Genomic DNA, 14527 nt, shown 5'->3' on the forward strand with positions numbered 1-14527 from the left:
TATTACTAAGAAAATATCTCAAAAATCACATTAACAGCAAAAAATTTATCTAATTGTTTTCATCCCCTTTTTAGAATTTTTCAAATTTTCTTCTTGACAAGTGAGTGTTCACTCACTATAATATTGATTATAAGGTGAGTGTTTACTTACCGAAGATTTAAAATCTTATTTCTAATGGGATTTTTCTTAGCAGCTATCATAAAACTGTTCTTTAATAATCATAGTTCCAAAAGCATTAGGTTAACTAATATCTTTCAAATAATCTTAGCTATATATTTTTTAATTTTAAAGTGAGTGTACACTCACTTTAAAAAGAAAGGTGATTCTTATGAAAACATTAATACAAATTACTTCATTATCAAAAAGCTTCGGCGATCAAACAGTCCTTGACAACATTGATTTCAACCTAGAAAAAGGTGAAATTGTAGGTCTTATCGGTCCTTCTGGATCGGGAAAATCAACATTAATAAAAACAATGCTCGGTATGGAAAAAGCAGATAAAGGTGAAGCCCTTGTTCTAGATAACAAAATGCCAAAAAGAGAAATTCTTTCTAATATTGGATATATGGCACAAAGCGATGCTCTTTATGAAATACTTACTGGCTATGAAAATTTAGAATTTTTCGGAAAAATGAAAGGTGTTCCTTCAAAACAACTAAAAGAAGAAATAGCTTATGTAGCAAAAATAGTTGACCTAACCGACCACTTAAAAAAATCAGTGTCGAATTATTCTGGCGGGATGAAGAGAAGACTTTCACTCGCTATTGCGCTAATCGGTAGCCCTGAGTTACTTATACTCGATGAACCTACAGTCGGTATAGACCCTAGCCTTCGCCGTAACATTTGGATAGAATTGTTCAGACAAAGGGATAACGGTGTTAGCATTCTAGTAACGACTCATGTAATGGACGAAGCAGAACTTACAGATAAAGTCGGACTTCTTCTTCGTGGAGATATTATAGACTTCGACACACCAAAAAATCTAAAAGAAAAAAATAATGTTACTACTATCGAAGAAGTATTCTTAAAAGTGGAGGAAAAGTAACATGAGAATTTTAACTATTTCAAAAAGAGTATTTAAGGAATTTTTTAGAGATAAAAGAACTTTAGCAATGATGTTCGTTGCACCGATATTTATAATGTGGTTAATTAGCATTGTCTTTTCAGCAAACACAAATTCTGAAATTACTGTTGCTTCTGTAAACACTCCTCAAAGTGTGGTTTCCGTAATGAAAAATATTGACAACGTTCATCTAGAAGAATATCAATCAAAAGAAGCTGCTGAAGAGAAATTAAAAAATAACGAGATAGATACGGTAATTTTTTACGATAACAATACTTATACGGTAACTCACGCTAATATAGATTCTACTAAAACTATGCAAGCCCAACAAGTTTTAAAAAGTTCTATAAAAGCATCAGAAGCAAAAAGCTTGGTGGAAGTTGTTAAAAAAGTAAATCCTAAGTTAAGTGAAAATAAACAAGAACCTGAAGTTAAAGAATATTATAACTACGGTAATGCAGATTCAACATTTTTCAATAAAGTTGCACCTACTTTAATCGGCTATATCCTATTCTTCTTCGTGTTTCTAATATCTGGTATGGCTCTACTAAAAGAACGTACTAGCGGAACTCTAGATAGACTTTTAGCTACTCCTGTAAAAAGAAGCGAAGTTGTCCTAGGATATGTGCTATCTTATAGCTCATTAGCTGTAATTCAAACTATTATCGTCACTTTATCATCTATATATTTATTAAATATTGAAGTTGCTGGAAATCCATTTTATGTTATAATAGTTAATGTATTACTAGCAATGGTTGCCTTAACATTAGGTTTACTAATCTCTACAATTGCAAAATCAGAATTCCAAATTATGCAGTTCGTTCCAGTAATAATCATTCCACAAATGTTCTTTTCAGGAATAGTATCTGTTGAAAGTATGGGGAAAATCGCCGTTTATATTAGTAAAATCCTACCTGTTACGTATGCTAGTGACGGTTTAAGCAAAATAATTTTAGAAGGTAAAAATCTTCTTGCGATTAAAACTGATATCGTTGTTCTACTTGCACTTTGCATCCTTCTAATAATACTTAATATTCTAGGCTTAAAACGATATAGAAAAGTTTAAAAAACAATAGGAGACCCTTATGACTGAAAATATCTTACAATCTTACTTTAGCATTTCTCATGACGAAACCTTCCCACCCGGTAAGAAAAAAACAATAGAAGCTGCTATTAAATTATTCGCAAAACAAGGATACCATGGGACATCTACGCTTCAAATCGCTAAAGAAGCAGGCGTTAGTCAGGCAACAGTATTCAAATACTTTAAAACTAAAGAAGATTTATTATATTCAATAATAGTCCCTGTTATTCCTAAATTGTTTTTAAATTTTCTAAAAAGAACTCAAAATACCAACTCCCTTGAAGAATTAATCAGTTACGTTGTCGAAGATCGCATGGTTTTCCTAAAAGAAAATAAGGATACTATAAAAATAGTATACTCAGAAATATTAACAAATGAAAATTTTAAAACACAACTTATTGATTCTATAAAAATAACATTTGAAAAAATAAACTTCAAAGCTATATTAAAAAAATATAGAGAAACTAATCCTGAAATTAACGAGAACTTATCAACATCCGAAATTATTCGTTCATTCGCAGGACCTATCAGTACCTACTCAGTCCAAAGATTTATTCTTTTTGAAGACGTTCCTTGTCCTACTGAGGAGCATGATTTACAATTTATTAAACAACAAATTTATAAAAACTTAACACGATAATAAAAAAAGAGGAGCTTGGTATTTTCCAAGTTCCTCTCACTTTTTACTCACCTAATCTAATCACCTTATCACAGATTGATAATGTTGATTTATTGTGTGAAATTATTATTGTTATCTTATCTTTTTTACTTTCTTCTAAAGCTTTTAGCACTTCGATTTCACTGAAGATATCGATGTTCGCTGTTGCTTCATCTAGAATTAGAAGTTTACTGTCATTGTAGAATGAACGCGCTACTGATAAACGTTGTTTTTGCCCTGAACTTATATTCGAACTTCTCTCACCAACGATTTCATTTTCACGACGTTTCAAGTTATCCACAAAACCTCTTAAATTAGTTTTTCTTAATGATGCATCCAACTCTTCTTTATCCAAATCTTTCTCGAAGAATGTGATATTATCTTTAATTTTTGCATTGAATAAGTAACTATCTTGTAGTATTATCGAACTATTTTCTCTAAAGTAACGATTATCTATCTCTCTTAGATCGACACCATCGATAGTAATATTACCTTCCATATTTTCATCTGAGATGAATTTCATAATAAGTTTCGCTATTGTAGATTTACCACAACCACTTGGTCCACTTAATCCTATAACTTCGCCTTTTTTCACATCAAAGCTTAAATTATCCACTACAGTATTATCAGCGTAACGATATGTTAAGTTCTCAACTTTAAGTTCGTTAAAATCAACAACTACACCTCTATTTTCCGCTTCTTCCGGCGTATTCATAAGTTCTAAAAATCTCTTCCCACTAGCCATCGTTTGACTTAATGTTGAAGCAAGATTCCCCATGTATAAAATAGGAATAAACGATACGATAAACATCGCAACTAATGATACAGTTATGAACTGACTATCAAGTGAAGCTGCAACGTAGATAAATGCCAACACCCCGATATTGTAAGTTACAACATTTAGAGTATTTAAATCTACTAAGAATTTGTTTTTTAAATACGAACTTCTTGTCAGTTCCTCAGTTTCCATATCGATATTACGTTTAGCCTCATCGATTTTTCCATATTGTAATGTTTCAAAAATTCCATAAGCTTCTTCTGATGAATTGTTATTTACTTGAGTTAGTTTACGACGATAATTTTCACCAACGTCTTGTCCGACATTTCTAAAACTTAGTGGATACACAAGTCCGATTACGATATAGATTATTAAAGCTACTAACGCTAGTTTCACGCTAAAGAATAGTAAGAAGATACTAACTACTAAACTTTGCACGATATAGATCATAAATGGTGTTATCGTGTGCGCGTAGAAAACTTCTAATAATTCGATATCAGTCGTAATCATCGTCATATAATCACCTGAAGTGTTTTTTGTAAAACTATCGACAGATATACGTTTGAATTTCTCTAAAACTTTAACACGTAAAGCATGTAATACTTTGAACGCAACATAATGGTTTAAAAGTTGCTCAGTATAGCTAAATAATCCTTTTAACACAGCTAAAGCGAAAATTATGATAAATAAAATTGCTGCTATTGTTGTTATTTTTGTTAAAAAGAACAACGAGATGAAGTAGGTAAATACGACAAGTATTAAGTGACCTAAGCTTCCAAATAAAGTCGCTCTAAGTAATGGACGTTTAAACTCTTGAGCGATAGCTAAAAGTTGTTTTAATTCTCTTAATGATGTCATTACTCTACCTCCTTAGCTAAAAATTTTGATTTCAGTTGTTGTTGATCTGTGAATAATTTTCTATATAGAGAATTTTCTTCAATCAGCTCAGCATGTGTTCCTTCTTCGATAATTTTCTTATCTTTTAGAACATAAATATTATCTGAATTTGTCACAGTCTCTAAATCGTGAGAAATAACAATAATAATTTTTCCTTCTTTAATTGAATCGAAGGCATTAAGCACGATTTCTTTACTGTAATCATCAATATTCGATACAGCTTCATCAAGTATATACAAGTAAGAATCTTTTAGTATTGCTTTTGCTGCAAGTAGCCTTTGTTTTTGACCACCAGAAAGGTTCGCAGCTCCTATCGCAAGCTCATAATCTAGACCTCCGTGTTCTTCAACAAAATCTTTAAGATTAACTTTTTCTAAAGCATTATACATTTCTTCTTCAGTTATATTTTTGCGAACACTTAAATGCTCTCTTACAGTACCTTTAACTAAGTAACTATCATTAGTAATAAGTGTCGTAATTTTAGCCATCTCTCTAGTAGGAATACTATCAATATTGAAGTTGTCGTATTTTATACTTCCGCTATAATTAGAATTTAAACCTAAGATTAGTTTGATAATAGTAGACTTACCACTTCCACTTTCTCCTACTAATGCTGTTTTCGTACCAGGTTTAAATAGCATATTGATATTTTCTAAAGTCGTCTCCTCACCATAAGAGAAACTTACATTGTTCAGAACAATATTTTTCCCAGCTTCTACTTCTATAGTTTCATCTTTTTCCTGCTCCAGATGATCAAGAAGTTTGTAAATATTATCTAACTCAACATTCCCTTTCATCGAAATGTGGAACAATCCTCCTAAAGCACGTAGCGGTTTAAAACATTCTAATGTAGCAACAATGACAAAAATTATAAGCTTCTGATCTTTCACCGCAAAGATAGCGATAATTGATAAGATAAAAATAGAAACATAAGTAATAGCATCCATCACATTAATAGAATTAAGTTGGTGACGAAGTAATGCCATCGTCGATTTTCTATACTTCGCACTACGAGTATCAACATCACTCGCTACATTATCTTCTTTACCATAAATTTTTGCCGTTGTGAAACCTGATAATCTATCGTAGAATACTTCAGATAAACTTAAGAAGTCGCTGAAGTTCTTTTTATTAGCCTTTTTCGATTTCTTAATAATAATCATAATAGACACAGGAATAAGCGGATATAATAACAACATCGCTATAAACAGTAGAATATGAATCTTCCCATAAATAACAAATGAGCTTAGCACTATAAATAATGTCGCAAACATCTGCGGTACAAATTTATTGAAATAAAATTCAATATTCACGATCGATGAAGAGTTCATCACAAGAAGACTACCAGTATTTACTGCTTCTGTGTAATTTAGTGAAAGTTTTTCTACTTTGTTGTAAATCTCTTTCCTTAATGTATTTCTAACCTGTTTAGAAATTTTGTGACTGAAGTAATTATCCCCTGTTGTAGCTGCGTAATAAACTACTAAACCTACTACCGTTTTTAAAATAAATCCTAATACAGCACCGCTTCTACTCTCCTCACCTAGTGAATAAAATAGAAAATCTACGAAATTGTAGATGAAAAACAGCGAGCACCAAAAGGCAACAAGTTTAAGAATCGCTACGAGATATACTTCTTTTTTGATATTAAAGAGAGCCATCGCTCTACCATCTATCTTCATAATATCTCCTTATTTAATTTCAAATTTAGATTTATTTTACATAAAATGAGTAAAAATATAATATTGGACTTAGGTTATTTTTTATAAAAATCCAACATTCACTCTTTTTATGAAAAAGGCTCTAGCTACCTTTATTGATATTTATTATCAATTACTATTATACTATATAGCTAAATTAAAAGATAGCTTTTAAGTTTATTGTTACGAAAATGTTCAAAAATACAAAGAATGTTCGGGAAACGAGGTTTTAGTCTCATTCCTAGCTACTTATAATTTTCACCTTATTGTTCTTTGTAAGAGGACAAACGCTGGGAAGTCTTTTTCTGAGTTGTCTTTCTCGAACGGACACTTTCTTGACACTTTTATCATTCTGTGTCCATTAGAAAAAGACAACAACTCAGCTTTATTATTTTTCTGAATTGCTATCTTTATATTTACACACTAAATTCTTCTTGTAACTCTTCTTGTAATAGTTTTCTCACATTTATTTTTTTCTTTTTCTATACTTCTATGATATAATATCTTCAAAGGAAGGGCGAACGGTTGGGATATCGTCCACCCTTTTAGGAAATATTAAAGATTACTTACGCTTTGGGTTGCCGCCCTTAGCGTTTTTCTTTTGCTCCTGAAAATATTTTAAAATATCACTCTTGTCGCACCTTTTCTTTCAATTGGACTTTTGTTCTTATATTTTTTTATTTTGTAAGAACAAAAGTCCATGTCTACACAATAAAAAAGAAGGTTTAAGATTTTTTAAAATCTTACCCTCTTTTTCATCTAGCTACCTAATGTTATTACTTTATCTGCTAAGTTTTCGATTTTTTCACTATTTCTATGAGTTATCATAATAACTGTAGATTCTTTATCTTTTAATATTATTTCCTCAATATCATCTGCCAACTTACTATCTAAATTAGCTGTACCTTCATCAATTATAAATACATCTTTTTTATGATATAAACTTCTCGCTAATCCTAATCTCTGCAGCTGTCCACCTGATAAAGCTAAGTTTTTATTGTCTAGTATTGTATTTTCTTTTTCTTCTAAATTATCAATAACATCAACTAACTTACAATTTTCCAGAACTTCTCTAAACAACTTGTCGTTATATTCTTTGTTTAAAATAATATTATCCTTGATCGATAAATTTAATAATTGCACTTTTTGATTCATCGTAGAAATTGCCGATTTAATATCAAATTGTTTTAATTCTCTATTATCCCATTCTACACTTCCTTCATAGTTTTTCAAATCACCATTTAAAATATTTATCAATGTTGATTTACCACTACCACTTTTTCCTTTTATTAAATACTTCTTGTTTTTCTCAAAAGTTAAATTAGGAAATTCTACCATTTTATCTGGGTAGTTATATTTAACATTAGAAACTACAATTTCCTTATCTAATTTTTCGACTCTCGGTAAACTTTTCTCTTCTTTAATTTCTGGGTACTTATTCAACAACTCATTTGCAGAAGCGAAATTCGGATATAGTTCGATTACTTTTGTCAATCCTCCAAAGAATTCCCCTGTATAACCTGATATCGCAAATATCATCGCAAATTCAATATATCCTTTATATGCGAAATATCCCGCTATGAAAATCAATGCGATTTGGTTACCTGCATTTAATGTCACATTCAATCCTTGTAAAGTCATAATAGATTTTTTTCTGTTAACTTTAGCATTTTTTATATTTTTTGAACCTACATTTACAATTCTATCTAATAAATTCAACGCAGAAAAATTGTTTAGCATTTCTGAACTAGCCAGCGCATTCTCTAAATCCTTATTGAAATCTTCTGTAGCTTTTGAAATATCTTTTGTCGTTGTTTTTATCGCTTTGTTGAAATACTTAGGTAGAACCATCATTAATAAAGACAATACAAGTGAGATAATAAATAACGTAATATTCACCTTAAGTAATACAATTGTTGAGATAACAACTAAAGATATACTGTAAATCGCAAATAAACAATTAGCCGCATATTGCTCAAACTGCTGGATATCAGTAGTATTTAAAGCTATACATTCTGCTCCATTATTATGTTTCTCGTTATAGACTAACTTTTTCTTGAAATCCGCAATTGCTGTTTTTCTAAGCCTTGTAGAAAAATTTTGAATCAATTTTTCAACGTATATCGCTCTGAAATAACCCAACGTATTCAAAACAACATATATCAACATAACTGCAATAGTCGCCGACACCATAAATCTTAAATTTTTATCTACCGTCGCTTGGATAATCAAACTAAATCCATAAGACGTCGCAACCTGTACTGCTGCGCATAATACCGTAATAATAAATACTAGTATGCTATATTTTTGTTTAAATAATAACTTAAACATGATCTTCACCCCTAACACTATAGTTTAAAGTCTTTTTTTCATTCTGACTCTAAAAGTATATTTATTATATAAATTTTATCAGAGATAACAAAGATAGTCAACACTATATTTATATATTTTTAACACTATTGTGTTTTGATTATACTTATATATTTCTAGTTTATTGATTTACAAGTAGATTTATAGTATTATTATAGTAATATTTGATTAATTCTTAGGAGCGGATAAACTTTGAAACTTAAATTAGCTGACTTAATAAAAACCAAACGAAAATCACTAAATATGTCTCAAAAAAAATTAGCTGAAGGTATTTGTACTCAAACTATTATCAGTAGGTTAGAAAAAGGAGAAGTCACTCCTTCTATAGATATATTTTTCAAAATCATAAAAAAATTAAATATTCCAACTAGTGAAATAGAAGCATTATTTGATATCGATACTAAAGAATATCAACCTTCTAACTTCAAAGTTAATGAACTTATGGAATTACTTTATAAACGAGATTATAAGACACTAGATTTTGTTTTATCTTCCATTGATAAAAACACTCTTGATTCAGAAAATATTTTATATTTTGAATGGTTTCAAGCTATCACAACATATCATATAAATAATCAGCTGGAGCTTGCGATTAAAAATCTAAAGACATTGATAGCAAAAGTAGAAGTTGGTTGTATTTTATATTGTGATATATGTAATACTTTGGGGAATTTTTATTCAGAAAAAGAATTATTTGAAGATGCTATTCTTTGGTATAAAAAAGTTTTACCATATATAAAAATTATTCAAAATACAAGTTCTGAACAACCATTCTATTATTCTATTGCGCGTATCTATGGAATCTTAACTAAATTTAACGATGCAACGTATTGGAACTCTATCGCTATTACTAAAGCTCTAGAAAATAAATCTTTTTATCTTCTAGGAGATAATTATTATTTACAAGCACGATTATTTGAAGAGCAAAAACTTATTGAAGATGCTATTAACTCTTGTAACAAAGCTATTAGTATATTCTCATTAGAAAATAATGAAACTATGAGATCTTTAACATTATCTTATCTTTCATATCTAAAAGAGAAAAATAGTAAAGAACCTCAACAATAATTCTCTTATTTTGGTGATATGTCTTAAAACAAAAAACTCCAGATTTTTCCTCTGGAGTTTTTTTCGTCTATTCTTTTATAATTCTATAGTAAATTTTTGATGTTATTGCATAAACTATTAGGTAGAAGATTGCGAAGACTACAATTGTCACAGCGAGTGCTTGTAAAAATATGCTACTATCTGTTATTAAGAATAATCTTAAGATTTTCTCAATAAATGGATATGCTACTATCGTGTGTAGTGTCGCTATAATTAGCGGTGAGAAGAAGATTAACAGTACTTGTGATCTGATTGATTGTTTAATCTGTTTATCTGTAATACCTACTTTTCTCATAATTTCAAAGTTTCCTTTATCTTCATATCCTTCTGAGATTTGTTTGTAGTACATAATTACCACTTGAGATGTTACAAATATTAAACTTATGAACACTCCGATGAATAAGAATGATGCGAACACTCCTCTGAATGTAATTTTATTTTCTTCTTTACCTTCTATTGTTACACTCTCTCCTTTTTCTAATTTTTTGAAACTTTCGATTACCTTAGCTTCTCTATCTGTATCTTTAATATTGAATGCAACGTAGTTTTGAAGTGTAGGAGTACCTGATTGTAAACCAATCCCTCTTTTTTCTAACTCTTTACTACTTAACTCTGTTAGTTTTGTAGCTAATTTAGTTGCTTCTTTCTCATCTTTAACAACAGCATAATATGTATCCATAATATTTGCGGTATCTGAACCTATTGTTCCTGGAAACTCTGATAATTTTTCTTTAATTTTATATTCACTGCCATTTAGAGAAATACTATTATAGTTGTAATTTCCTTTTTTATCGATATGTAATAAAATCTCATTACTTTCTAATGTTTTATTTTTATTAGCGAACTTATTATAATCTTTTAATTGTAAAACAACTATCATTTTAACATTACTTAAGTCTACACCTACATATGATTCAAAATTAAATTTATCTTCAACTAATCTTCCTACCATAGGTAATGAATTATATGATACTAAATCTTGTACTTCAGTTCCCGCTTCTTTAGCTGCTACTTTTACATTATTTTCGATTTTTTTTAGTTTATCACTAGTAGAATGATAACCTGCGATCATTAATTGTCTTGGGAATCTCTCATTATAAGATTTTTCCATACCTGCATATAAAGCCGATGTTGATCCCATAGTTACAAGAACCATAGTAGATAATATACAGATATTCGCTAATCCTACTGCATTTCTTTTCATTCTGTATAATAAACCAGAAACGCTGATGAAGTTTTTAGGTTTATAGTAGAAATTTTTATTATTTTTCATAATTTTTAGTACTGTTATACTAACTGCCATGAACACTAAATATGTACCAATAATTACCGCAATTACAGCATAAAAGAATACTAATATTGCTTTTATAGGATTTTGTACAGTTTGGGCTGTGTAATATCCATAACCGATTAATGCTAAACCGATTATCGCTAGAATCCATCTAGATTTTGGTTCTTTTTCACCTTTATTTTCATCTTTTAATAAGGCTACAATTCTAAGTCTAGCTATTTTTATAACAGTATAAAGTAATAATAAGAAGTATATTCCTCCAAATAATAATACTGAGAAAACTATAGCTATCGGTGTTATACTGAAACCAAAGCTAACTCCCGCTGAGAATAATTTCAATAATACTAACAACATAAGTTTATCAAAAATTATTCCTAATCCAATTCCTAATACTATTGTAGTTACAGCGATAAAAATTGTTTCTAACACTAAGATTTTAGCTATTTGTTTTTTTGTCATACCTAAAACAGAATACAATCCGAATTCTTTTACCCTACGTTTCACTAGAAAACTGTAAGTATAAAATAGGAAAATTACAGAGAACAGCGCAATTACAATAATCCCGAAACTTAATACCTGTTTGGTCGCATCGATACCATTTGGAAGTTTGTCTAAATTATCCCCAAAGGCTAGAGATGATAGTATGTAAAATGACATTATTGTAAAAATTGCTGATAACACATAAGGTATTATAAATTTTTTATTTTTTACAAGGTTGTTTAAAGCAAATTTGCTATAAAAGAAGCTCATCTTACTCACCTGCCTGCATTAAAGTTAACGTATCATTAATTTTTTGGAACATCTCACTAGTAGTCGCATTTCCTTTTCTAAGTTCGTGGAAAACTACTCCGTCCTTAATAAATAATACACGTTTTGCACGAGCTGCTGTTTTCACAGAGTGCGTAACCATAATAATTGTTTGTCCCGCATTATTTAGTTTTTCAAATACTTCTAACAGTTGATCTGTTGATTTTGAATCAAGTGCTCCTGTCGGTTCATCCGCTAAGATAAGTGCTGGATTTGTAATAATCGCACGAGCTACCGCAACCCTTTGACGTTGACCACCAGATACTTCATATGGAAACTTATTGATTAATTTATCAATTCCTAAAGGTTTAGTTACTTTCTCTAATCTTTTTTCCATATCTTTATATTTTTTATTAGCCAGTACTAATGGTAGTAAGATATTATCTTTTATAGAAAAATTATCAAGTAGGTTGAAATCTTGGAAGACGAATCCTAGATTGTCACGGCGGAAATTCGCTAAATCTTTATCTTTCAGCTTGCTTAAATCTAAATTATTTAAATTCACATTTCCTGACGTTGCTTTATCGAATGTTGCGATAATATTTAGTAAAGTAGTTTTACCACTTCCACTCTCACCCATGATCGCTACATATTCACCATTATCTACTGCGAAATTTACATTTTTTAACGCTTCTGTACTTTGAGTACTTAATCTTGTCGTATAAACTTTTCTTACATTGTTGACTTCTAATAACATTTTTATCACTCCTGAATTCTTTTATCTAATTTTCCTAGTTCGAACTTTTCTACAACTTCCTCGTTGTTTATATTTATATTCTACCTTACTTTTCTTACAGATTCTATCGATTTTCCTTACAAAAAAGGTCCCAACCTTACACTTTTGTAAGATTGGGATATTTATTACTTTTTATTTCATTTCAAGAATGCCTAGCAACTTTATTTCCTAGGAAATTATAATCTCAATACATCTGTAAATCTTTGTTCAGAGTTATTATCTAGTCTGTGTGTTATTAGAATTACCGTTAACTCTGGATTAGTTAATAGAAGTTCTTCTATTTTCTCTGCATTATCCTTATCTAAATTAGAAGTTATCTCATCTAACAGCACTACTTTCTTCTCTCTAATAATTCCACGAGCTAAAGCTATTCTTTGTTTTTGACCACCTGATAAATTCTTACCGCCTTCTACAAGTTCAGTATCTAAACCATCCTCAAGATTTGCTAAAAATTCTCCTAGTCCTACACTTTCTAAGGTAGCTTTGATTTTTTCATCAGTATATTCATCACCTAGCGTAATATTAAATCTTAGACTTTCTGTGAAAATGTAAGGTTCTTGCGGAATATATAGCATCTTATCATACAGGCTATACTTATTAAGATCCTCTAGTTCTTCTCCATTAAATTTAATTGAACCCTCGTAATTTTCTATTCTTCCAGTCAATAATTTTAATAATGTAGATTTTCCGCTACCACTTTCACCGACAATAGCGTACTTCCCATGTTTATTAAATGAATACGAAATATTTTTTAATATACTTTTCTCTTCATATTTATAAGAAACATCTTTTAATTCTATAGTTTCAATTTCTTCATTTAATAATTTTTTGCTAGTATCTTTGTCATTAATCTCCTTAGCCTCTTCTTTAAATTTCTCAAATTTTTCAAAGATTGGCACTACGATATTCAACTCTACCGTAATATTCATAATATTTCCTACTGAATTAAAAATCGTAGATGTTAGTGATTCTACCGTTAAAATAGATCCAAAACCAACAATATTTTTCAACGCTAGTATTCCTGTTAGTAATACTACACCAACTTGCCCTACTAAATTTCCTAAACCACCTAGGACACCAGCTAAGCCGACACTTTTTCTTAGCGACACAGATTCTTTTAATACCCCATTAGAAGAACTTGCTACAATTTTTTTCAAAATTCCTAATTTATTGAAAGACAGTAAACTATCAAATCCCTGTAAGTAATTTGTATTTTTACTTATTAATTTTTCTAACGAACCTGAATATCTCTGAGCTTTATTCTGGATAGATTTTTGCGCAAGAGCTGGTAAAACTAATGTAAGAACACTCATTATTATCGAGAAGACAATAATCGACCAGTGGAATGCAAACAGTCCAACTATAGCTAAAAGAGTCTCTATTATCGCTGTAATACTTTGATAAAAATTACCAAATCCTTTTTCCTCAACAATCATCAAGTCATTACTAAGCCACGATATGTAGTCACCGCTATTTTTCTTATTGAAATTAGCATAGTTATTTTTAGAAATTGCATCGACGACATCACATCGAATATCCGTTATCATCTTTTGCACTACATAGTTTTCATACGGAATTTTTATATAAAGAGAAACCAAATATAATAAAAACACTATACCGGCATAGGCTATATTATAGAAAAAGCCATCGGTATTCGACTTAATTAATTCATTAAATCCATCCCCTATAAAATACGCAGCAACAACCTTACATGCTCCTCCAAAAATAATTAGTAAAAGTAACAAACTATTTTCTAAATATCTTTTCTTTAAATACTGCTTCATCCTTTCCCTCCTTATACCTTACTATTATTCTATCAAATATAATAAACTTAAACAAGGTAGTTTTCAGATAATTTATTTCATTAGTTAGAAAATAATTTTATATACATTATAATATATATATCAAGTGGCTTTTTAAGTTTTAGCTAGTTTATATCTAACTTACTTTCGGTGTTTAATAATTTATACCTAGTAAAGCTTAAAATAAAAAAGCCCCTTAAAAGTTAAGTTCATAATCTAACTCTTAAGAGGATT

At 29.8% G+C, this 14527-nt stretch carries 10 protein-coding genes; 4 read left to right on the plus strand and 6 right to left on the minus strand.

Features of this window, described 5'->3' with window-relative positions:
• The first annotated feature begins 328 nt into the window (after nucleotides 1-328).
• The 3 genes from ACWOA3_RS07395 to ACWOA3_RS07405 are packed head-to-tail and all read left to right on the plus strand — an operon-like array spanning nucleotide 329 to nucleotide 2787.
• Entirely contained in the window at nucleotides 329-1045 is a 717-nt protein-coding gene (locus tag ACWOA3_RS07395; RefSeq protein ID WP_456885068.1) for an ABC transporter ATP-binding protein, read from the plus strand.
• A 1-nt stretch (nucleotide 1046) separates the two neighbouring features.
• Entirely contained in the window at nucleotides 1047-2129 is a 1083-nt protein-coding gene (locus tag ACWOA3_RS07400; RefSeq protein ID WP_456885070.1) for an ABC transporter permease, read from the plus strand.
• A gap of 19 nt (nucleotides 2130-2148) precedes the next feature.
• Nucleotides 2149-2787 carry a TetR family transcriptional regulator gene (locus tag ACWOA3_RS07405; RefSeq protein WP_442566591.1) on the plus strand — a complete coding sequence of 213 codons (639 nt, stop codon included), beginning with the start codon at nucleotides 2149-2151 and terminating at the stop codon, nucleotides 2785-2787.
• Nucleotides 2788-2830: 43 nt separating this feature from the next.
• Here ACWOA3_RS07405 and ACWOA3_RS07410 read toward each other — a convergent pair whose 3' ends face one another.
• The 3 genes from ACWOA3_RS07410 to ACWOA3_RS07420 form a co-directional block, all read right to left on the minus strand.
• Complete coding sequence (locus tag ACWOA3_RS07410) at nucleotides 2831-4441, minus strand: ABC transporter ATP-binding protein (RefSeq protein WP_456885073.1); 1611 nt, start codon at nucleotides 4439-4441, stop codon at nucleotides 2831-2833.
• Complete coding sequence (locus ACWOA3_RS07415) at nucleotides 4441-6162, minus strand: ABC transporter ATP-binding protein/permease (protein WP_456885074.1); 1722 nt, start codon at nucleotides 6160-6162, stop codon at nucleotides 4441-4443. Before ACWOA3_RS07415 ends, ACWOA3_RS07410 begins: the two co-directional genes overlap by 1 nt.
• Before the next feature lie 777 nt (nucleotides 6163-6939).
• Nucleotides 6940-8511 (minus strand): ATP-binding cassette domain-containing protein, encoded by a 1572-nt coding sequence (locus tag ACWOA3_RS07420; protein ID WP_456885076.1) that lies wholly within the window; start codon nucleotides 8509-8511, stop codon nucleotides 6940-6942.
• A 231-nt stretch (nucleotides 8512-8742) separates the two neighbouring features.
• Here ACWOA3_RS07420 and ACWOA3_RS07425 point away from each other — a divergent pair, with 231 nt between their 5' ends.
• Nucleotides 8743-9618, plus strand: a complete 876-nt coding sequence (locus ACWOA3_RS07425) for a helix-turn-helix domain-containing protein (protein WP_456885078.1) — start codon at nucleotides 8743-8745, stop codon at nucleotides 9616-9618.
• Nucleotides 9619-9685: 67 nt separating this feature from the next.
• Here the strand turns inward: ACWOA3_RS07425 and ACWOA3_RS07430 are convergent, their stop codons facing one another.
• The 3 genes from ACWOA3_RS07430 to ACWOA3_RS07440 all read right to left on the minus strand — a co-directional run bounded on the left by ACWOA3_RS07430 (nucleotide 9686) and on the right by ACWOA3_RS07440 (nucleotide 14275).
• The gene (locus tag ACWOA3_RS07430) at nucleotides 9686-11698 is read right to left on the minus strand and encodes an FtsX-like permease family protein (RefSeq protein ID WP_456885080.1); all 2013 of its coding nucleotides are present in this window, start codon (nucleotides 11696-11698) and stop codon (nucleotides 9686-9688) included.
• Nucleotide 11699: 1 nt separating this feature from the next.
• Nucleotides 11700-12452 carry an ABC transporter ATP-binding protein gene (locus tag ACWOA3_RS07435; protein WP_003147441.1) on the minus strand — a complete coding sequence of 251 codons (753 nt, stop codon included), beginning with the start codon at nucleotides 12450-12452 and terminating at the stop codon, nucleotides 11700-11702.
• Between the two features lie 215 nt (nucleotides 12453-12667).
• Nucleotides 12668-14275: an ATP-binding cassette domain-containing protein gene (locus tag ACWOA3_RS07440; RefSeq protein ID WP_456885082.1), complete on the minus strand. Its 1608-nt coding sequence runs from the start codon at nucleotides 14273-14275 to the stop codon at nucleotides 12668-12670.
• Between the last annotated feature and the right edge of the window lie 252 nt (nucleotides 14276-14527).

Source organism: Gemella taiwanensis (genome assembly GCF_054054385.1).

Bases quoted from the DNA above. Each gene is read 5' to 3' on its own strand.
- ACWOA3_RS07395 (WP_456885068.1), top strand. From the start codon at position 329: ATGAAAACATTAATACAAATTACTTCATTATCAAAAAGCTTCGGCGAT.
- ACWOA3_RS07400 (WP_456885070.1), top strand. From the start codon at position 1,047: ATGAGAATTTTAACTATTTCAAAAAGAGTATTTAAGGAATTTTTTAGA.
- ACWOA3_RS07405 (WP_442566591.1), top strand. From the start codon at position 2,149: ATGACTGAAAATATCTTACAATCTTACTTTAGCATTTCTCATGACGAA.
- ACWOA3_RS07410 (WP_456885073.1), bottom strand. From the start codon at position 4,441: ATGACATCATTAAGAGAATTAAAACAACTTTTAGCTATCGCTCAAGAG.
- ACWOA3_RS07415 (WP_456885074.1), bottom strand. From the start codon at position 6,162: ATGAAGATAGATGGTAGAGCGATGGCTCTCTTTAATATCAAAAAAGAA.
- ACWOA3_RS07420 (WP_456885076.1), bottom strand. From the start codon at position 8,511: ATGTTTAAGTTATTATTTAAACAAAAATATAGCATACTAGTATTTATT.
- ACWOA3_RS07430 (WP_456885080.1), bottom strand. From the start codon at position 11,698: ATGAGCTTCTTTTATAGCAAATTTGCTTTAAACAACCTTGTAAAAAAT.
- ACWOA3_RS07435 (WP_003147441.1), bottom strand. From the start codon at position 12,452: ATGTTATTAGAAGTCAACAATGTAAGAAAAGTTTATACGACAAGATTA.
- ACWOA3_RS07440 (WP_456885082.1), bottom strand. From the start codon at position 14,275: ATGAAGCAGTATTTAAAGAAAAGATATTTAGAAAATAGTTTGTTACTT.